This is a genomic window from Parasphingomonas zepuensis, assembly GCF_036663735.1.
GTDB lineage: Bacteria > Pseudomonadota > Alphaproteobacteria > Sphingomonadales > Sphingomonadaceae > Sphingomonas.
On sequence record NZ_JAXOJO010000008.1, the window covers coordinates 93,980 to 114,188 of the forward strand.

Genomic DNA, 20,209 nt, shown 5'->3' on the forward strand with positions numbered 1-20,209 from the left:
GCGAAGATCTGGAGCAGGGTGTAGGTCACGAGAGCATTATGCTCGGTCTGAGCCTCGATCGAACGAGGGCCAATGATCACTGCGCCAACCGTGAAAACGGTGCTGACCACCCCATGCACCCCTAGAAGCGCCAGCTCTCGCACCGTCATCTCCCCGCAAGATGACGGCAACTATCACGGCAAACTCAGCGAAACGTGAACGACCGCAATCGGGGCGCTTCCCGACTGGCAGCTATCAGGTCGGCCGCTTCCGGAACGCGCCATCGTCGATCGGAAAGCCTGCCCTGATGGAAAACAGCCCTATACCTGTTACGGCGCGTCATGGTTCATCTGCGTAGTCTGGCTGGCACCGTCGACATCGACGGCCTGAAATATGAGTGGGAGCTCCAGCGGGAGCCGCAATTCACGGCGGATGGCTGGAAGGGCATGACGGTCTCGTTGCGGCAGGTGGATACCCAGCGCGAGGCGCTCCTGGAATTCCCCACGCCCAAACGCCTGTTGAAGGGGCTGCCCAAGGGCCGCTCCCAGATAAACGACGCGATTGCCGCCCGCGGCATTCGCGCGGCACTATCGGCGGGGTGGGAGCCGGCATCCCGCGGCAAGCCGATGGTCTTCGTGGTGGATGCAAACGGCGACTGATCGTCGACTCCCGCCCGACAGCTTCCGGCGGTGAGGACCCACAATTCGCCATTCACCGACGCTCAGGCGCCTCCCAACTTCCGACATTTGTTCACGTCGATTGATCGGCACGGATCGAAGGCGGAATTGTCTGCTCGGCGCGCGCGATCCGCGTTGGCCAGCCGCCTTGCTGCGTCGGCAACGCTGCGCGACGATTACCATTCACGCTTGACGGCGCGCGGGCCGGCATTCGAGAAGCGACAGATGATCAAGCATCTCGCAGCCACCGTCGCGCTTTTCGCGCTCACCGCCGGAACCGCCGCGCAGACCGTCCCCACCCGTCAGGTCGGCGCCGCCACGCTCTCCGGGGTCCCCGAGATTCCCGCCGACGTGCGCGAGGCCGTGCAGCGCTACCAGAACAGCCGCGCCGCGCAGTTCGAAGATTGGCTGCCGGACGGCTCGATGCTGATCGCCACGCGCTTCGGCGCGACGCAGCAGCTCCATCACGTCGCCGCCCCGGGCGGCGCGCGCACGCAGGTCACCTTCGGCGCCGAGCCGATCGCCGCCGCCACGACGATACCCGGCAGCGACCGCTTCGTGATGACTCGCGACACGGGCGGGGACGAATGGTTCCAGCTCTACACGCGCGGCCTCACCGGCGTCGCGACGCACCTGACCGAAGCCGGCACGCGCAATCAGTCCGCGGTATTCAGCAAGGACGGTGCCCTGATGGCCTGGGCGCGGGCGACAAAGGGCAGCGCCGCCTACGCGATCATGGGCGTCGATCCGAAAGCGGGCGGGAAGCCACGGACGCTCTACCAGTCCGATGGTGCAGTGGCCCCCGCCGATATCGCGCCAGACGCATCGCGGCTGGTGTTCGTTCGCAGCCTCTCCAACCGCGAGGACCAGCTGTTCGAGCTGGATCTGAAGAGCGGCGAAGCCAGCCGTATCGCCCCCAGGGCGGAGGCGGCAGTCTATATGGAGCCCCGCTACCTGCCCGGCGGTCGGAAGCTGGTCGCCATCTCCGACCGCGGCAGCGACACGCGCCAATTGGTCGAGATCGACATCGCGACCGGCGCACAGACGGTGCTGACGCCCGATCTCAAATGGGATGTCGAGGACTACGACCTGTCGGCCGACGGGCGCGTGCTCGGTTATGCCGTGAACGAGGACGGCTTCTCGCGCGTGGTGGTGCAGGACCGCGTGACCCGCCGAGCGCTGCCGCAGCCGATGTTGCCGCGCGGCGTGTTGACCGCGCTCAAGTTCTCGCCCGACGGCAAGAATCTCGCGATTGGCCTGACCTCGGCGACCTCGGCGGGTGACGTGTGGAGCTGGGCCGTCATCGGCGGCGTGCTGACGCGCTGGACGACCTCCGAGTTGGGCGAACTTGATCCGGCGACGCTCGCCGAGCCCGAACTGGTGCGCTTCAAGTCGTTCGACGGTCTTTCCATCCCGGCGCTTGTTTATCGGCCGAAGGGCATACCTGCGGGCACGCGTACGCCGGTGATCATCGATATCCATGGCGGACCGGAAGCGCAGACGCGGCCGATCTGGAACTATGGCGCGCAATATTTCGCCGACGCGCTGAAAGCGACGGTGATCCTGCCCAACGTCCGCGGCAGTGACGGCTATGGCAAAAAATACCTCAACCTCGACAACGGGGCGAAGCGCGAGGATTCAGTCAAGGACATCGGCGCGCTGCTGGACTGGATCGGCGCACAGCCAGGCCTCGATGCGGGCCGCGTCGCCGTTTATGGCCAGTCCTATGGCGGCTATATGAGCCTTGCCGTGATGACGCATTATTCGGGCCGGCTGGTCGGCGGCGTCGAGCGCTACGGCATCAGCAACTGGAACACCTTTCTCCAGAACACGGAGGCCTATCGCCGCGACAACCGCCGCGCCGAATATGGTGACGAGCGCGAACCGGCAATGCGCGCGGTGCTGACGCGGGTGTCGCCGATCACCAATGTCTCGCGGATCACCAGGCCGATGCTGGTGATGCAGGGCGCCAACGATCCGCGCGTGCCGCAATCCGAATCGGATCAGGTCGTTGCACGGCTGCGCGCGAACGGGAACGAGACATGGTATGTCCTGTTTGCCGACGAAGGGCACGGCTTCCTCAAAAAGCCGAACAACGACCTGCGCCGCGAAGTGGAAACTGTATTTCTCCGGAAGCTGTTCGAACGCTGAAACGGATGCCATTGATTTTCATGTTACCCGAAACCGGACGCTCGTTCACGCGTGGCCAGGCGGCGGAAAATGGCAGCTAACCACCCCAATCCCAGTCCATCGTCCTGCAAATCCAAAAGACCTGGCAACTGACGTTTCACACCCGTCAACCGCTTCAAACGTCGTCGTTGCCGATGTCGTCCGCCTGAAAGACTTGGGGAAGCGTGGCTAGGCCCTGTGAAGATGCCCAGCGTCCTCCACGCCGTCGTCGTGCTCTCGGCTCCCGTCGTCATCTGTTAGAACGGGTGAGACCGGATTCTCCTCAAGCGCGCATTTCGAGCGGGCAAGTCACTTGGAAAACTCTCGCTTGCGGTTGACCGGCGTGATCGGGCCGCGCCGCCATTTCTGAACCAGGGCATCGGCACGCGCCTCATAATAATCGGCCGGACCGCCCCCGCGCGACACTGGGACCGCATGGGTGGTCTGATAGATGCCGTCGAGGATGCATTCCTGATTGATGTGCACATGCACGACCTGGCCGAACACCATCCGGAAGTCGCTGGGGACGCCGTCCAGATCCTTGAGGTGGACGATCTCGGTCACCTTGCATTCGAACTGGGCGGGGCTCGCCGCCACGCGCGGCGGTGCGACATCGATCGAGGCGATCTTCTCGATCCCCGCCATGTCGAACTCGTCGACGTCGGGGCCCACCTCGTCCCCCGTCAGGATCATCACGTCGGTGACATCGCGGCCAACCAGGTTCCAGACGAATTCACCGGTTTCCCGCGCATTGCGGACGCTGTCCTTCTCCCCGCCGGAGGAGAAGCCGATGATCAGCGGGCGATAGCTGGAGATGTTGAACAAGCTGAACGGAGCGAGATTGGCGACCCCCTCCGTGCTGACCGTGCTGATCCAGCCGATCGGGCGGGGCGCGACGATCGAATTGGCTGGCTCATGCTTGAGACGATGGCCCGCGGCCGGGCGATAGGAGTGAAATTCTCTCATGATGGCGCAAGTCCCCTGGCAAGCTGGAAGAACCGGAATAATTTCCGGTTTCGTGTTCGATCTCGGGCCTATACGTCGTGTTTGCGCCTGCGTCTAAGAAATTTTCGGACGGTGGCGATGGAAGTCCGTTCTCCACCCCTTCGTGTCCAACGCCCCGACGTGAAGGAACCTCGGCTTTCGGATCGTGTCGCCGCGCCTGCAGGCCGAGATTGGCCGCCGACCTGTCGGAAACACCCGACGAACCACCGCCCATTTCGGCCTCCACCCCAAAGACAAACCCCCACACTGGTCCCAATTCACGATTCCCCGGTATAAATCCTACCCAAAATCGTCTATAACATTAACCATTAGAGTCGTTCATCTGCGATAGCATATCTACGGTACAGCTCGGGAGCTTGTCCGAATGTATAGCTTGTTTGTCAGACTTGATCGCGGCGAGCTGCTGAAGCGGCAATTGCCAAGCCTGTTGGCCGCGCTGCTGATCGCCGAGATATTCTATAAATTCCACAGCTTCCTGCTTGAATGCGGGGCGTTCCTCGCAACCTGGTTTGTGCTGGATGCCGCCATCGGACTCGTATCGCGCAAGGATGATCGCGCGCCGGGTGCCGGGCGGACATAGGGCATCGGGCTGAAAACCGACGTCGCGGTTTTCGGCTTTCCCGATGCGATACCGAAAGCCGGGGCGGGCCGATGCCGTTGTCGGCCGACATGCTCCGGTCAGGCCGGGCCGCGCCACCGCGCAAGCCCGCGCGGAAGCGTCTGGCCAAAGAGTCGGGAGGTGCGGATATGGGATGTTGCGGGCCGGCAGGCGAGCAGGGAACGATCCGGGGAGCGGCGCGATGGCGCCGCGGCTGCATCCTGTGCAGCATCTGGCGGGTCCTGAAGGAGCGCAAGACGCCCTATGGCGATCCCTGCGTCGTCGTCCCCGGCCATGTCATCCGCAAGCCCGATCCCTGCATCTACAGCCAGTTCATGCTGATGCAGCTCGGCCAGCCCGTCACCTGGGACAATCCCGACGTCAAAATCTTCCTCAACGGGGTCGAACAATATACCTATGATCTCGCCGTCGGCACGGATTACGTCGTCGAGATCACCGTGCATAATTCCTCGCGCGACAAGCCGGCGCTGGGCACGCAGGTGGCGGTCGACTGGATCGAATTCGGCGCCGGCGCGCAGATCCGGCATGCCATCGCGACGGTCCCGGCCGATGTGCCCTTGTGGCCCGGCACCGCGACGGTCGCCGTGCCGTGGCGCACGCCCGATCTGCCCGGCCACTATTGCATCGAGGTCGATCTGGCGCATCCCGAAGACGGCAATCCCGCCAATAATCGCGGCTGGAACAACACTCAGGTCCATGCCGCCCACTCGCCGGTCACGCGGGAAATCCGCGTCTTCAATCAATATCCCGGCGATTGCCCGCCGGTGCGCGAAGGTGGCGGGCCGGTGCTGCGGCCGCACCGGGTGCTGCTCGGCTGGGGCATGGTCGGCGCGGTCGCCGCGCTGTTCCTGTTCCATGGCGGCCATCACGATCTGGCCGTCGCCGAAACCCCGCTGGTCCTGCGTTTCCTCTATCTGCTCGTGCTCGGCTACGCGATCGGCGCGCTGGCCGGCCTGTTCTTCGAATCCGCTTATGCCGCGCTCGCCCGGGGCCGCAACGCGCGCCGCGGCCGCGATCCGAAGCGTGACCGGATCGATTGCCACCTGGTCGAAGTCACGGTCGATTCCTATGTGTTCGAAGACAAGATCGGCAAGGATTTCGATCCCGCCACCGCCTTTGCCGGCCAGGCGCCGGTGTGGCCCGCCACCGTCACGCCGCCGCTCTTCGCCTTCCTCCCGGGGGAGGCTTACCGCGACGTCCGGCTCGATGTCGCCGCGCCGGACGATCCCGGGCCGCCGGGCCATTTCAACGTCAGCGTGCGCCAGGGCGGCGTGCCGACTGGCGGCGTGACCCTGCTCATCACGAGAGGAGGCTGACATGGCCGGATGCGGTACCACGCCCGAAGTCCCCGGCGTCGGCGATTATGATTCGGCGGCGGGGCGCGTCATCGCCTGGGTGCTTGGCGGCGCCGGCGCCTTTGCTGGCTATGTCATCGTCGAACTGATCCTCGCCGGCGGCTTCGCGACGCTCGGCACCGCGCTCGCCGCGATCGGCGTCGCCGCGCTGGCCGGCGCCGTGCTCGCCTTCTTCATCGGCTGGGCGGTCAACTGGTTCGATCGCCTGCACGTGCAGGATCCCCGCACGATCACCATTTCCGGCTGCGTCCAGTGCGCCGGCAAGAACACCGGCTATCCGCCGTTCAACGACAATGACTGGACCTTCAACATCGGGGAGCCGCGCTGGGCCGTGCTCGCGCCGATCGTCGCCGGGCTCGATATCGATGAAGTGCGCACGCGCGATGCGCCGGGCAACGGCCCCGCCGAAAAGGTCGTCGATCCGTCGTCGGGCCGGTCGATCCTGCATTGCGAGATCGGCTCCGCCATCGGCGATGCGGCCGCGATCGGCGGCGCTGTCGGCGCGACCGCCGGCGCGGTGGCCGGCGCTGCGCTCGGCATCGCCGCCTGTGTCGCGATCGGCATCTTCACCTTCGGCATCGGCGCTGCCCTGTGCCTGCTGATCGTCGCGATCGCGGTGCTCGCGGGCGCGACATTGGGCGGCATCGTCGGCAATTCGATCGGCGCCGGAATCGGCTGGATCATCGATGCGGCGAGCGATTTCGACGAGCGCGGCGAAGCGATCACGCGTGGCTGCATCATGAACCTCACTGGCCGCTGGGTCACCGATTCGAGCCACCAGCATAATGAGATCCATGACATCGAAAGCGCTCAGCTGATCGAATGCAATGATTGCCACCTGGATGCGACTGGCGCAGCATCCTCCGGCCTGATCGCCGCCGTGGGCATCGGCCGCCACCCGACGGGCCGCGATCCCTGAGCCCGGCCGGCCGGTTCGCGCCGCTCGCGCTGGCGATGGTCGCGCTTCCCGCCGCTGCGCAGGAGGAGCCGTCCGGCGCCGATCCCCCGCTGTCCGAATCGATCGTCGTGCGCGGCTATCGCGAGCCCCCCGGGGCGGCCTCGTTCGAGACGCGCCATGCGCTCGATGCCGCTGCGGTTGCGGCGCTCGACGGAATATTCGCGGAGGATGTGCTGCGCCGCCTGCCGGCCGTCCATGTCCCGGTCAATTCGCGCGGGGAGAGCATCGCCTTCCTGCGCAACGCCGCGGAGCGCCAGGTCGCGATCTTCTACGAAGGGGCCGATATCAACATCCCCTGGGATAACCGGCTCGATCTGTCGCTGCTGCCCGCCGGGCTGATCGGCAGCGTGCGGACGGCCGCCGGCCCGCTCGCCCCGCATTACGGCGTCAACGCGCTCGGCGCGATCAGCCTGTCGCCCGCCCCGGGCCTTGCCGCTGGCGCAGCCTATGGCTCGGGCGATCTGGCCGAGGCGCACCTCGCGGTCCCGCTCGGCCCGGCGCTGCTCGGCGGCAGCTATGCGCGGCGCGACGGCGAACCCCTGTCGCGGCGCGCCGACCTCCCCTTTTCCCAGCCCGGCACGAGCCTGCGCACCAACACCGATCGCGAGCTGTCCAGTCTGTTCGGTCGGGTTCAGGGATCGCTCGCCGGGCAGGATCTGCGCTTCACTGCCTTCCATGTCTGGGGCGACAAGGGCATCGCGCCGGAGGGCAACCGCGCATCGGGCGCGCGCTTCTGGCGCTATCCCGCGATCCGCCACAGTCTGCTCGTCGGTTCGGTCGCGAGCCGGCTCGGCCCGACGACCCGGCTCGACAGCGCGTTCTGGCACCAGCGTTTCGGCCAGACGATCGACAGCTATGCCAGCGCTGCCTACGCCCGCATCACCGCGCGGCAGGTCGATCGCGATCGCAGCTGGGGCGTGCGCGAGCTGCTCACCCACCGCACCGGCCCGGCCACCCTGGTCGGATCGTTCAACCTGCTCGCTTCCACGCACCGGCAGCGCGACATCGCCTATGTCGCCGGCGCGCCGCCGGCCGTCCTGCCCGCCGCCCTGCTCTATCGCCAGCGCGCCTGGAGTATCGGCGCGGAACTCGAATATGCGCTGGCGCCGGGGCTGCTGGGGGAGATTGGCCTCGGCTATGACCGGGTCGATTACCTGCGCACCGGAGACAAGCCGCCGGTCCCCGCCGCGCACGACTGGACCGGGCGCGTCGGGCTGGTGTTCGATGCCGGTAGCGGCTGGCGGTTGCGCGGCGCGGCGGGCCGCAAGATGCGCGCGCCGACCATGCGCGAGCGTTTCGGGGAGGGCATCAGCCGTTTCCTGCCCAATCCCGCGCTCCGGCCAGAGCGGATCGTGACGGCCGAGCTTGGCGCCGAATGGCGCGGTCCGGCCGGCGGTTTCCATCTCATCCCTTTCGTCCAGGATCTCACCGGCACGATCGATCAGCGCAATGTCGGCCAGCTCCGCCAGCGCTTCAACCTGCCGGGCTCCACCGTGCGCGGGATCGAGCTCGGCGCGGACTGGCGAGTGTTCGGCCATCTCGCTCTGTCGGGCAACGCGACCTGGTCGCGTGTCCGCCGCAAACCTCCGCCCGCTGGCCAGCGCAACCGTCTGGCCGAGAAGCCGGCGCTGCTCGCCACCGTCGCCGCCAGCTACGCGCCGCCCGCCGGGGTGTCGGCCGGGGTCGAGGCGCAGTTCACCGGCCGCGCCTATTCGGCCGATCCCGCCGGCGCGCTCTTCCCGCTGCGCCGCTCGGCCAGCGTCAACGCCCGCCTCGGCTATCGCCTGTCCCGGATCGAGCTGTTCGCCCGCGTCGACAACCTCGCCGACACCCGCGTCGAGCCCCAGCTCGGCCTCCCCGCCCCCGGCCGCACCGTCCGCCTCGGCCTCAGGCTGAACTGAGGCGATGTTGCAATGCCGGTTCGTTAGTTTAAACCCTAATTAGCGATTCGCCTAAATTCGATCGGAGATGCGGCGTGGATCATCACGCGACGGACGTGCAGGCAGTCGGGCGAGGGAATGGCGGGTCCGTTGCGCCCCCGACGCTTGCCGTGCTGCTCCGCAACCTGCGCGGCCGGCAACGCTGGACGCTCAAGGAAATGAGCCTGAAGAGCGGCATTCCCGTTTCGACCCTGTCCAAGATCGAACACGGCCGGCTGACCCTGAGCTATGACAAGGTCTGTGCGGTGAGCCAGCGCCTCGGCCTGTCCATGGCCGAATTGCTTGCCCAGACGGACAAGGGCGCCGGGCCGTCCGTAACTGGTCGCCGCAGTCTTGGCGATCTGGATCGTGCCGCCCATGTGGAGGCGCCGGACCGCGACTATTATTATCTCTGCCCCGAGCTTCGACGGAAGCGCATGATCCCGGTGATCACCAGGCTTCGTGCCACGGCGTCGGAAACCGGCCCGTTCGTCCGCTGTTCCGGCGAGAAATTCATCTATGTGCTGAGTGGGCGGATCGCCGTGCACACCGAATTCTACGATCCGGCGATGCTGGGCCAGGGCCAGGCGATGTACATCGATTCGAGCATGGGCCATTGCCTCGCGGCCGCGGGCTGCGACGAGGCCACGGTACTGAACGTCATGGCCGGTTCGGACGAACACTTGCTGCGCCCGCTGACGGCCCGTCCCGGTGGTGCGGCGGGGTGAGCGGGCACCATGTCTAAGGTCTTCAAGGCCCTGTCCCACCCGACACGCCGCGCGATCCTGCGGCTGCTGCGTGACCGCGAAATGAGCGCCGGCGACATCGCCGATCGCTTCGACTCGTCCAAGCCCACCATGACCGGCCATTTCAACGCGCTGCGGGATGCCGGTCTCGTCGAGGTGCAGCGCCGCGGCACGACCCTGATCTATCGCCTCAATGCCTCGGTGCTCGAAGAGGCGCTGCTCGAATCGATGGATGCGTTCGGTTTTGCCACTGGCCGCCGGTCGCCGGCCGAGGAACCCCAGACATGAGACATGCCAGGTCCGTTGCGCTTACCGTAGCGGTGGTCGCCTTCATGATGGCCGCCACGGCCTGGGTGCGCACTGCGCCGCGCGGAGAGTCGGCTGGCCTGCACATGACCATCCTCGGCAAGACGATCCCCGGGCAGCTCCCGGATTTTATCCTGTTCCTGCTTCCCGCGACCACGGCCCTTGTCGGGCTTGTTTTCGCGACCCTCCCGACGATCGCCCGGATGCAGGGTGCCTTGAGCCGCTCCACGCTCGCTTACATGCTTGTGTGGCATGGTGTGCTCGCCACCTTGCTGGCGCTTCACCTGATCCTGCTCGCCGGCGTAATGGGCACGGGCATCGACATTGTCCGCGCCTGCGTCGTGGTGAGCGGCGCGTTGCTCGTCGTGGTCGGCAATTATCTGCCCAAGGTCCGCCTCAACCCTGTCTTTGGCGTACGCACGCCCTGGACGGTGCGGAACGAACGGGTCTGGGATCGGACTCACCGGGTCGTCGGCACCTGGCTCGTGGCAGCTGGCGGGATCGCCATCCTGGGCGGCTGGCTGTTCCAGGACCGCCTGTTCGCGGTGATGTCCCTGCTCCTGCCGGCCCTGGCCGCCGCGATCGCCGCGATCGTCTATTCGGCCGTCATTTCGCCCGGCCCGACTGGCCCGACGCACAAGATTCTGCGGGACGATCGCTGATTCGGTGTCCGGATTCAATATCGTTATATATCAATGATATAAGGCAAAAAATCGACTCCCGGACATGGCCTTCCCGTGTACGGTTACTCCCATGGCATTGACGACCCCCGCCCTCCCCGTTCATTCCCAGGGTCGTCCGCCCAACCGGAGTGCGCACCGATGAAGACCGCAGCCCTGGCTTCCGCCCTCACCCTCCTGCTCGCCGGCTGCCAGCCGCCCCCCGCCGCCGACAATGCCGCCCAGGCGACGCCGGCGCCCGCCGAGAAGGACTATTACGCCGACCGCATCAACGCCCTCACCGAGCAGCAGCGCGACGCCGTCCTGTTCAAGGCGATCAAGGACGCCGGCGGCGATTGCGAGGCCGTCACTGGCTCCGCCCCCCACGCCCCTGTCGGGGGCCGCCACGCCTGGACCGCCCACTGCGCCCCCGGCAAGGGCGAGCGGGCGCTTGACTGGGTCGTCATCCTCCAGCCCGGCGGGATGATGAGCATCGTCCGGCCCGGAGCCGTGTGACCGCGCTCGCCGGGCTCTGGTACACCGATGGCTGCCCCGCCCGCGATCCGCTCGACCGGATGCTCGCGGCGCAGCGGCTCTACGGGCCGGATCACATGGCGGCCTGGTCCGAAAGCAATGTGGCAATGGGCCGCCAGCTCAAGCGGATTCTGCCCGAAGATCGCTTCGACACCCAACCGCTGATCAGCCGCGACGGCCGCTTCACGCTAGTCGCCGACGCCTTCCTCGACAATCGAGACGATCTGGCCGCCGCCCTCGTCCTCGATTCCCGCGCGGCCGAGATGAGCGATGCGGCCTTCGTCCTCGCCGCGTTCGAGCGCTGGGGGCTGAACTGCTTCGACCACCTCTACGGCAGCTACGCTTTCGCCGTGTGGGACCGAGCCGAGCCGCGCTGGATCCTCGCGCGCGACGCGCTGGGCGGCAAGCCGCTCCACTATCACCGCAGCGATCGCTGCTTCGCCTTCGCCTCGATGCCCAAGGGCCTGCACGCCCTCCCCGAAATCCCCTACGAGCCCGATACCGATACGCTCGCCCGCACGCTCGATCTGCTCCCAACCGATCCCCGGTCGAGCAGCTTCCGCCACATCGCCCGGATCGGCATGGGCGAATATGCCGTCGTCACCAGTGCCGGCATCACCCATCATCACCACTGGAACCCCAGCCCCGCCTTGCTCGAGCTGCCCCGTGCGGCGGACTATCACGCCCGGCTGCGCGCCGAACTCGACCGCGCCGTCGCGGTGCGGCTGCGCGGCGCCGGCGATGTCGGGGCGCAGCTGAGCGGCGGGATCGACAGCAGTGCCGTCACCGCGACGGCGGCGCGGCTCCTGTCAGGCACCGACCGCCGGGTCATTGCCTTCACCGCCGTGCCCGTGCCCGGCTTCGACGGCATCGCCCCGTCCGGCCGGATCATCGACGAGGGCCCGCTCGCGGCCGAGACCGCCGCGCTCCACCCGAATATCGATCATGTGCTGGTCCACACGCAGGGCCGCTCCCCGCTCGACGGCCTCGACCGCGCCTTCCACCTCTACGAGCAGCCGGTGCCGAACCCGTGCAACGCGGTCTGGTCCGATCACATCGCCGATCTCGCCAGGGCCCGTGGCCTGACCGTCATGCTCACCGGCCAGATGGGCAACCTGACGCTCAGCTATGACGGCGCCCGGCTGCTGCCGGCGCTGTTACGGCGCGGCCGCTTCCTGCGGCTGGCGCGCGAGGCTTACGCTCTGCGCCGCGCGGGCAGCAGCGTGGCCGGCGTAGTCGCGCAGATCATCGGCCCAGCACCGACCCGCCGGATACGCGGCTGGTTCAGGCGCAGCGACCCCGCCGATCCGCTCGACGCCACCTTGCTCAACCCGGCCCTGCGCACCGATCTTGGCCTGCCGCAATTCCGACCCCCGGCCAATCGCGGCGCCGACAGCCACGCCGATCGCCTCGCCGCGCTCCGCCACGTCGATCCGGCGAACTATGCCAAGGGCATCCTCGCCCATTGGGGTATCGATCAGCGCGATCCGACGGCGGACCGGCGTTTCGTCGAATTCTGCCTGTCGGTTCCGGAGGACCAGTATTTCCGCGACGGCCAATCTGCCGCACTGGCCCGCCATAGCCTGGCGGATCGCCTGCCCGCGGCCGTCGTCCAGTCGCGCAGCAAGGGCCTGCAGGCGGCCGACTGGCATCTGGGCATGGCCGCCGCGCCCGATCTGCTGGCGGCGGAACTGGCGCGGCTGGACGCCTGCGCCGACACCCGAACGCTTCTCGATCTGCCCAGGCTACGACAGATGATCGAGGACTGGCCGGCGCAGGGCTGGGAGCAGCCCCGGATCACCACGCGCTATCGCCTTGGCCTGCTCCGCGCCCTCGCCAGCGGCCATTTCCTCCGCCGCGCGACGCGATCGAACGAATAACCCCAAACCCGTTACGCTTTCGCACCGAAACGATTTCGTCTCCCGTTGCATCTGAATCGCGGAGGCATATCGTCCCCCGTCGCGCCCCGCCGCTGGCGGGAGGCGAACGCCGGCGACAGCGTCATCGTCGCCGAATTCAGTGAATTCGACATAGGGGACGATAATGACATTCTCGATCAAGCGGCGCCGGATCGGCCGGCGCGGGGCTGCGGCGATGGTCGCGGCGATTTCGGCGATCGGCTTGCTGGCTGCCTGCACGGCGAAGCCGGTGAAGCCGGCCGGCCCTTCCTATCTCGCCGCCTTCCCGAATTTCGCGCCCGACATCACCGCGCAATTCCCCGGCGACGTCGATGTGTCGCTCAAGTCGCGGCTCGAAAAGGAACAAAAGTTTGCGGAGGTGCAGCGCGAATTCGATCTCTATTCGTGGCAGTTGTTCCTCGCGCTGAACTGGCCGACCGACAATGAGGGCAAGGCCGCGCCGAAGCTGACCGATACCGCGTTCGGCGCGCCGCACTGGACGCTGTGGCCCGCCTCTAGCGCGATCTTCCAGGCCGATGGGGCGACACCGGCAGCCTGCCAGGCCAAGGCCGGCGCCCGCAATCTCGTGCTGCACCGGGACCTCGGCAAACCGGTCAGCCGCGGGTTGAAGGCCTTCTCCGCCCAGGCGACGGCGAACGCGGATTCGCGCCAGACGCGCTTCCTTGGCGTCATCTCGGCCGTGGGCGAGCTCAATGCCGCCAATCTCGGCGAGATCGATCAGGCGTTTTCGGGGCCGCTGATCGATCAGAACGGGGAGTTCGTCTATTACGAGATTCTGATCGACCCGACCGAGGTCGCGTATCTCTGCGCGAACAAGCTCTACAACATCAACGGCCAGGTCGCCTTCAACTCAGCGGGCGGCAAGGTGGCGATGCCGTTCGGCACGCCCGACAAGGACTGGAGCGGTTCGACCGAGCTGAAATTCGCCTGGCGCATCCTGAAGGAGGGCAAGGACGATTTCAGCCGCTTCTACACCATGCCGGCGGTCGTGATCGATCAGGGGCCCGACGGCGCACAGGTCGAGCGCAAGGTGACGGTCGGCATGGTCGGCATGCATATCGGCCACAAGAGCTCGACGTCGCCGCAATGGATCTGGTCGACCTTCGAACAGGTCGACAATCTGGAGGCAGATGCCGTGGCACATCCGAAACTCCGGCCGTCCTTCACGGATACCAACTGCCCGATCTGCGCGGTCAATCAACTGCCGGAGAAGGTCAGCGGCGTCTATCCGCGCATCCCGACCCAGGCCTGGCGCGCGATCCCGATCCCGGCGGACAAGCAACGGCTGAACGCTGAAGCACAAGCGGTTCTCGCGAAGCTGGGCAGCGTCTGGCAATATTATCAGCTGATCGACACACAGTGGCCGACCGATCCCGGCGCGGCGCCCTCGCCTTGGGATGGCGGCCTGCCCGACGCCATCACCAACAAGCCGGGCGGTCGCCCGACGCCGGCCTTCCTCACCAACATCACCATGGAAACCTATTTCCAGAAGGGCAATCAGCCGGCCTGCAAGGGCGAGGAAACGCCGAACAGCTTCACCTGCCCGACCGGGGCGGTCGAGCCGCCGGTGTGGAATTCGACGCTCAACAATCTCGGCAACCCAGTGACGCCGGGCGTCAACACCCAGACCTTCATCACCGAAAGCTGCACCGGCTGCCATTCTTCGGCCGGGATCTGGACCAGCTATGATCCTTCGAGCGGCACCGGCAACCAATCGGGCCAGCTGACCGCCGACTTCTCCTGGCTGCTCAGCCAGAAGGCGAGCTATGCCGGCGGCGGCACCGCGCCGGTCGCACCGCTGACGGGCGCGCTGCGCGCCCCCGCCCGATAGGGTCGGCGCCGCCATGAGCCCCCCGGCTCATGGCGGCGCCCAATCGTCAGAAGGCTGCGGTCACGGAGAACACGACCTTGCCGGAAGCGATCGACGATCCGTCCTTGGTGCTCGAGAAATTGGGCTGCAGATACGCTGCCTCGGCCTTGGTGATGTCGGTATCGACATAGGCCGCGCCGAGCGTGACCGGGCCGAGCACATAATCGAGGCCAAGCATCCAGTCGAAATATTCGCCGGTCGGCGCCACGCTCGTCCCATTCGGCCCCAGGCCGGGATTGCCGTCGGAATAGCCGATATGCGCCTTGGCGGTAACCGGCGTGCCCGGGATGCCGGCGCTCGCGTCACCCCAGAGGTACAGGTTATGCTTGCTCTGCCCGTTGCTCTGCGGCGTGTTCGAGAAATTGCCGAGTGCTTCCTGCTTCGGCGCAAACGCCACACCCGCGAGCAGGTTGACCGGGCCGGCCGTGCCGCTCAGTTTCACATAAGGCTCAGCGAAATCGGTGTTATCGGCGCCGCCGGGATACATGTACCAGGTGAGGCCGACGTCGAGCGTGCCGCCAGCGAGCGGCATCTTGAATCCGCCGATCAGGTCGAGCTCCATATTGGAGCCGCCGAACGTGCCCCAGCCAGCCAGGTTCGAGCCCCATACGCCGGCATAGAAGCCGCTCTCATGCGCGACGGTGATGCCGCCCTGCACGGCCATTTCCTTGTCGCTCTGCGATACGCCGCGGAACCGGTAATCGGTGACGAGGCCGACGCTCCCGCTAACCGTGATCGGCGGCGGCGGCGCTGTATCCTGTGCAGCCGCGGGCATTGCAGCCACGGACAGCATGGCAGCGCTCAGGAGGTAGAGAGTTTTCATGGGACACCCCTTTTGATTGTTAGGGTCCCGCCTGCGCCGGGTCCGCCATTTGCTCTCGCCACCGCGGGGAATCGGTGGCGGGAAACGGTCGGCCCGGTCAGGAATCATCTAGCGAGTCACGGATTCGCCGTGATTGCTGCTTCGTAACGAATTGTTGCTTAGGTCGCGAAGGCCGCGGTCTTGGGGGACCCGCCGATGACGGTGACGGCCTGTCCCGCCGCGCGACGACGCGCCAGCCAGTCCTTCAGTAACTCGGCACAGGTGTGATCGATCGTCGCCAGGCGCGACAGATCGAGGCGCACCTTCTCGCCCGTCGAGGCGCCTTCGAGCGCATCCGAGAGCTTGGGCAGGGTCACGAATGTCGCGCTGCCCGACAACTGGATCGCGCGACCTTCCTCATCATCATGCGCCGCAACCTTCAGGCGCAGGCGCCGGGCATGGGGGAGCAGTTCGAGCAGCGACAGGGCGATACCGACCAGCACACCGGTCAGCAGATCCTCCACCACCACCAGGATCAGGGTGATCGCCCAGATCGCGGCCGGCAACACGCCATAGCTGCCGAACAGATGCCGGACATGCGCAACGCTCACCAGGCGCCAGCCCGTCACCACCAGCACCGCACCCAGCGCCGCCATTGGGATCTCGCGCAGCAGCCACGGCAGCAGCGCCACGAAACCGAGAATCCAGGCACCATGCAGCATGGTCGACAGCCGTGTCGTCGCGCCCGCCTGCACGTTGGCGGAGCTGCGCACGATCACGCCGGTCATCGGCAAGGCGCCAGCGACGCCGCACAACAGATTGCCGACGCCCTGGGCGCGAAGCTCCTTGTTATAGTCAGTGCGCACGCCGTCATGCATCTTGTCGACTGCGGCGGCGGACAACAGGGTCTCGGCGCTGGCGATGAAGGCAATGGCAAGCGCCGCGACGACAACTGACGGATCCATCCAGCGGGAGAGCAGATCGGCGCCAGGCAGCGAGATCGCCGAGCCGATCGACTGGGGCACATCGACCCGGGTCACATCCAGGCCCAGCAGGAAAGCGGTCAGCGTACCGGCGACCACGCCAATCAGCGCGCCGGGCACCTGCTTGAGCGCGGCCGGACGGAATTTTTCCCATCCAAGCATCGTGCCGATGGTGAGCAGGCCGATGGCAAAGGCGCGCTCGACCGTGGAGACGTCGAACGACAGCCCCAGCAAACGGCCCGGCATCGCCGCGATATTGGCAAGGCCGCTGGACAGCGGCTGCGCGTCGAACAGGACATGGAATTGCCCGACCACGATCAGCACGCCGATGCCGGCGAGCATGCCGTGGACCACGGCGGGAGAGATGGCGCGGAACCATCCGCCCAGCCGCATGATACCGGCGATCACCTGGATGAGCCCGGCGAGAATCAGGATCGGCCCAAGCGCCGACAGGCCCTTGTCGCGGACCAGCTCGAATACGATCACGGCGAGGCCGGCGGCCGGGCCGCTGACCTGCAGCGGCGATCCGGCGATTGCGCCGACCACCAGACCGCCGATGATCCCCGTGATCAGCCCGCGCTCGGGCGGCACACCCGACGCGATCGCGATGCCCATGCACAGGGGCATCGCGACCAGGAAGACGACGATCGAGGCAGTAAAGTCGCGCGAAAACACGCTGAACGACGGCAGTTCGAAACCCGCGATCCTCATTCGGCCGCCTCGAGCCAGGCGGAGCCGGAAGCGAGGCGCTGCGCCGCGGGCAACGCGATCGGCAGCGGACGATCGTCGCTGATCGGCATGAAGCGGCCGGACAGACCGTCAAGCGCCAGGATCGTGCCCTGGTGGATGTCGAAGAACCAGCCGTGCAGCGCAAGCTCACCCCGAGCGATCGCAGAGGCGACCGACGGATGAGTCCGCAGATGCGCGATCTGGGCGACGACATTCTCCAGCGCGGCGGTGTGGACGCGCTCCGCCTCGTCCATTTCCGGATAGCATTCGTTCACGACGCTCGCAGCGGCATGGCTGTGGCGCAGCCAGGCCGCGACATTGGGCATGCGCTCCAGGCTGGAGGGGTTCATCAGCGCTTTCATCGCGCCGCAACCGGAATGGCCGCACACGATGATGTCGCGGACGCCCAGCGCGACCACGGCATATTCGACGGTCGAGGAAACGCCGCCATTGGCGTTGGAAAAGGGCGGGACGACATTGCCCGCGTTGCGACACACGAACAGGTCGCCTGGGGCAGCCTGCATGATCTGTTCAGGCACCACGCGCGAATCCGCGCAGGAAATCATGAGGGCCTTGGGGCTCTGCCCATCGGTGGCAAGCTTTGTATAAAGCGCGCTCTGATTAGGGAAAATCTGCTTCTCGAAGCTGAGCACGCGGCCGATAAGATCGTTCACTGGTCCGAACTCCTGCTGCCCGCCCCGACAGGTGGGGCGGCTTAGGCAGGGTATCTAGGAATCCAGTTTTGCTGCGACGCCGCATCCTTGTAAGGAATTATGTCTCCCGCGCGAACAGGACGAGTTCGGCGCGCAGACCACCTTCGCGACGGTTGGACAAGGTGATCGAGCCACCCTCATTCTCGATCGCCTTCACGACGATCGGCAGCCCCAGGCCGAAGCCAACGGTGTCGCGGCTGCGCGCGCTATCCAGCCGGACGAACGGTTCGAGCACCGATTCGAGCGATTCATGGGGAATGCCGGGGCCATCATCCTCGATCCGGATGGTGATCCGGCCGGCCCGCTGCGCCAGGGTGATGACCACGGCATCGCCGTAATGCAGGCCATTCTCGACGAGGTTGCCGATTGCCCGGCGCATCGCCGATGTCCGGATGAAGGTCTCAAGGTGGGCCGGGCCCGCATACCGCACGTCATGGCCCGTATCGGACGCATTGTCGGCAATGGTCGCGCACAGCACGGCGAGATCAGCCAGGACGGGTGTTTCGGCATCCCCCTCTCCGCCGAGGAACGCCAGCAACGAGTCGACCATCGCCTCCATCTCGGCAACGTCGCCATGGATCGTCTCACGCAAGTCCGCTTCGCCGACCCGGTCAGCGCGCAACCGTAACCGCGCGAGCGGCGTGCGCAGATCGTGGCCCACCGCGGCAAGCGCCTGCGTCCGATCGACGATCAGCCGGTGGATACGCGCCTGCATCCGGTTGAACGCGCCGATCACGCGCCGTACCTCGCCGGGCCCGGCCTCCTTGACCTGGACCTGCTCAGGTCCGCCATAACGGTCAGCCGCGTCGGCGAGCAGGCGCATGGGCTGCAGGGTGCGGCGGATCAGCAGGCCGCCCAGCAACAGCACAGCGAGGGCGAGCAGCGAGGCCACCAGGATGCGGTTGCCGACGAAATCGAAATTCCCGACCGGCTTGAGCGTCTGGAAATGCAGCCAGGTGCCGTCGGGCAGGGTTACGCCCCCCACCACCACGGAGCGATTGCCGAAAGGTACCAGGCGGAATCGCAGGTCGGTCGGCGCGAGCGAGGGCTCCCACGACACCACCTGTTCGCGCATCTGGTCGAGCGCCGGGGCCAATGGTGGGGGCGGCGGACGGCTGCCTTCCCAGGCGATCATGTAGTGGTCGGTCGAGAGCTCAGCCGCCATCGCGGGTCGCTGCTCAGCGGGCAATTCTGCGACCAGGCGGCGCGCAATGACGAGATGCTCGGCCAGGCGCCGGGCGCGGTCGTCGCTCGCCGAGAACTGGCTGGCGCGCTCGTAGAGGATGGTACTGGCGGTAAATTCGACGAGGACCACCAGCAGCAGGATCGCCACGATCTGCCCAAGCAGGCCGATCGAGGGGCGGACCAATTGCCTCAACTTCGGCTGACGCCCGTGTTCAACATATAGCCGATACCGCGCACCGTCACGATCGGTGCGGCCTTGTCGCCGGTGGTCAGTTTGCGGCGCAACCGGCTGACCAGCACATCGACACTGCGATCCGAGCTGTCCGCCATGCGGGTCCGCGACAATTCGATCAGCCGTTCGCGCGCGATGACGCGACCGGCATTGTCGAGCAGGCTGATCAGCAGGTCGAATTCCGCACCGGTGAGCTCAACCACCGCGCCGGCCGGCGACAGCAGCTCGCGGCGCGGCAGGTTGACGGTCCAGCCGTCGAAGCTGAGCACGCCCTGCTCGCGTTCGCCGCTGCTGCGGTCGAGGGCACCGCGCCGAAGCACGGCCCGCACTCGCGCCGTCAGCTCGCGCGTGCCGAACGGCTTGGCGAGATAATCGTCGGCGCCCAGCTCGAGACCGATCACGCGGTCAGTCTCGCTGCCCTTCGCGCTGACGAAGATGATCGGCACGTCGCTGGTCTTGCGCAGCTGACGGCACAGCTCGATCCCGCTGGTGCCGGGGAGCATGATGTCGAGCAGGATGAGATCGACCGGGCCGGACTTCAGTGCCTGCCACATCTCCGGCGCGGCCGAGGCAGGGCGGACGACATAGCCATGCTCCTGCAGCGCGCGGGTCGAAAGCGTGCGAAGTGCTGGATCATCTTCGACCAGAAGAATCGTCGGTGCCGGGCTGAGACCTGAACTGGAATTGGGAATGGTGGGCATGGCTGTCATGTTGCGGTGCGAGGTAAGTGGCCGACACAAGCCGGTCAATCGCTTGACAACGCCATAGCGCGCTTAGCAACACTTTGTCACGGACTGGCTCAGAGTCAGCAAAGACCGCGCCCTATCTGGCAACCTCGTACTCCATTAAC

18 protein-coding genes are annotated in these 20,209 nt (G+C 66.6%); 12 read left to right on the top strand and 6 right to left on the bottom strand.

Annotated features, from left to right (window positions below; genetic code table 11):
- Positions 1 to 320: 320 nt before the first annotated feature.
- Positions 321 to 638 carry a hypothetical protein gene (locus U1769_RS23180; protein WP_332720477.1) on the top strand — a complete coding sequence of 106 codons (318 nt, stop codon included), beginning with the start codon at positions 321 to 323 and terminating at the stop codon, positions 636 to 638.
- 243 nt (positions 639 to 881) lie between these two features.
- A complete protein-coding gene (locus U1769_RS23185) occupies positions 882 to 2,807 on the top strand; it encodes a S9 family peptidase (protein ID WP_332720478.1) in 1,926 nt (641 codons plus the stop codon).
- A 327-nt stretch (positions 2,808 to 3,134) separates the two neighbouring features.
- On the opposite strand, the gene U1769_RS23190 is transcribed toward U1769_RS23185, so the two are convergent.
- Entirely contained in the window at positions 3,135 to 3,791 is a 657-nt protein-coding gene (locus tag U1769_RS23190; RefSeq protein WP_332720479.1) for a flavin reductase family protein, read from the bottom strand.
- A 403-nt stretch (positions 3,792 to 4,194) separates the two neighbouring features.
- On the opposite strand from U1769_RS23190, the gene U1769_RS23195 reads away from it, so the two are divergent.
- The 10 genes from U1769_RS23195 (at position 4,195) to U1769_RS23240 (ending at position 14,676) form a co-directional block, all read left to right on the top strand.
- Positions 4,195 to 4,410, top strand: coding sequence for a hypothetical protein (locus U1769_RS23195; protein ID WP_332720481.1), 216 nt, complete (start codon positions 4,195 to 4,197; stop codon positions 4,408 to 4,410).
- A 167-nt stretch (positions 4,411 to 4,577) separates the two neighbouring features.
- Positions 4,578 to 5,765 (top strand): hypothetical protein, encoded by a 1,188-nt coding sequence (locus tag U1769_RS23200; protein ID WP_332720482.1) that lies wholly within the window; start codon positions 4,578 to 4,580, stop codon positions 5,763 to 5,765.
- Position 5,766: 1 nt separating this feature from the next.
- Positions 5,767 to 6,723: a hypothetical protein gene (locus U1769_RS23205; RefSeq protein WP_332720483.1), complete on the top strand. Its 957-nt coding sequence runs from the start codon at positions 5,767 to 5,769 to the stop codon at positions 6,721 to 6,723.
- Between the two features lie 35 nt (positions 6,724 to 6,758).
- A complete protein-coding gene (locus U1769_RS23210; protein ID WP_332720484.1) occupies positions 6,759 to 8,663 on the top strand; it encodes a TonB-dependent receptor in 1,905 nt (634 codons plus the stop codon).
- Between the two features lie 74 nt (positions 8,664 to 8,737).
- Positions 8,738 to 9,409, top strand: coding sequence for a helix-turn-helix domain-containing protein (locus U1769_RS23215; protein ID WP_332720485.1), 672 nt, complete (start codon positions 8,738 to 8,740; stop codon positions 9,407 to 9,409).
- 9 nt (positions 9,410 to 9,418) lie between these two features.
- Positions 9,419 to 9,715 (top strand): autorepressor SdpR family transcription factor, encoded by a 297-nt coding sequence (locus U1769_RS23220; protein WP_332720487.1) that lies wholly within the window; start codon positions 9,419 to 9,421, stop codon positions 9,713 to 9,715.
- On the top strand, positions 9,712 to 10,395 hold the full coding sequence (locus tag U1769_RS23225; protein ID WP_332720488.1) for an SdpI family protein: 684 nt from the start codon (positions 9,712 to 9,714) through the stop codon (positions 10,393 to 10,395). The genes U1769_RS23220 and U1769_RS23225 overlap by 4 nt, the downstream gene beginning before the upstream one ends.
- 159 nt (positions 10,396 to 10,554) lie before the next feature.
- Complete coding sequence (locus tag U1769_RS23230) at positions 10,555 to 10,908, top strand: hypothetical protein (RefSeq protein ID WP_332720489.1); 354 nt, start codon at positions 10,555 to 10,557, stop codon at positions 10,906 to 10,908.
- Positions 10,905 to 12,806, top strand: coding sequence for an asparagine synthetase B family protein (locus U1769_RS23235; RefSeq protein WP_332720490.1), 1,902 nt, complete (start codon positions 10,905 to 10,907; stop codon positions 12,804 to 12,806). Before U1769_RS23230 ends, U1769_RS23235 begins: the two co-directional genes overlap by 4 nt.
- A 163-nt stretch (positions 12,807 to 12,969) precedes the next feature.
- Positions 12,970 to 14,676 carry a hypothetical protein gene (locus tag U1769_RS23240; protein WP_332720492.1) on the top strand — a complete coding sequence of 569 codons (1,707 nt, stop codon included), beginning with the start codon at positions 12,970 to 12,972 and terminating at the stop codon, positions 14,674 to 14,676.
- Between the two features lie 46 nt (positions 14,677 to 14,722).
- Here U1769_RS23240 and U1769_RS23245 read toward each other — a convergent pair whose 3' ends face one another.
- The 5 genes from U1769_RS23245 to U1769_RS23265 all read right to left on the bottom strand — a co-directional run bounded on the left by U1769_RS23245 (position 14,723) and on the right by U1769_RS23265 (position 20,060).
- Complete coding sequence (locus tag U1769_RS23245) at positions 14,723 to 15,538, bottom strand: TorF family putative porin (protein WP_332720493.1); 816 nt, start codon at positions 15,536 to 15,538, stop codon at positions 14,723 to 14,725.
- A 158-nt stretch (positions 15,539 to 15,696) separates the two neighbouring features.
- Positions 15,697 to 17,211, bottom strand: coding sequence for a SulP family inorganic anion transporter (locus U1769_RS23250; protein ID WP_332720494.1), 1,515 nt, complete (start codon positions 17,209 to 17,211; stop codon positions 15,697 to 15,699).
- Positions 17,208 to 17,903 carry a carbonic anhydrase gene (locus tag U1769_RS23255; RefSeq protein WP_332720495.1) on the bottom strand — a complete coding sequence of 232 codons (696 nt, stop codon included), beginning with the start codon at positions 17,901 to 17,903 and terminating at the stop codon, positions 17,208 to 17,210. The genes U1769_RS23250 and U1769_RS23255 overlap by 4 nt, the downstream gene beginning before the upstream one ends.
- Positions 17,904 to 18,000: 97 nt before the next feature.
- Positions 18,001 to 19,320, bottom strand: coding sequence for an ATP-binding protein (locus U1769_RS23260; RefSeq protein ID WP_332720497.1), 1,320 nt, complete (start codon positions 19,318 to 19,320; stop codon positions 18,001 to 18,003).
- Complete coding sequence (locus tag U1769_RS23265) at positions 19,317 to 20,060, bottom strand: response regulator transcription factor (RefSeq protein WP_332720499.1); 744 nt, start codon at positions 20,058 to 20,060, stop codon at positions 19,317 to 19,319. Before U1769_RS23265 ends, U1769_RS23260 begins: the two co-directional genes overlap by 4 nt.
- Positions 20,061 to 20,209: the final 149 nt, after the last annotated feature.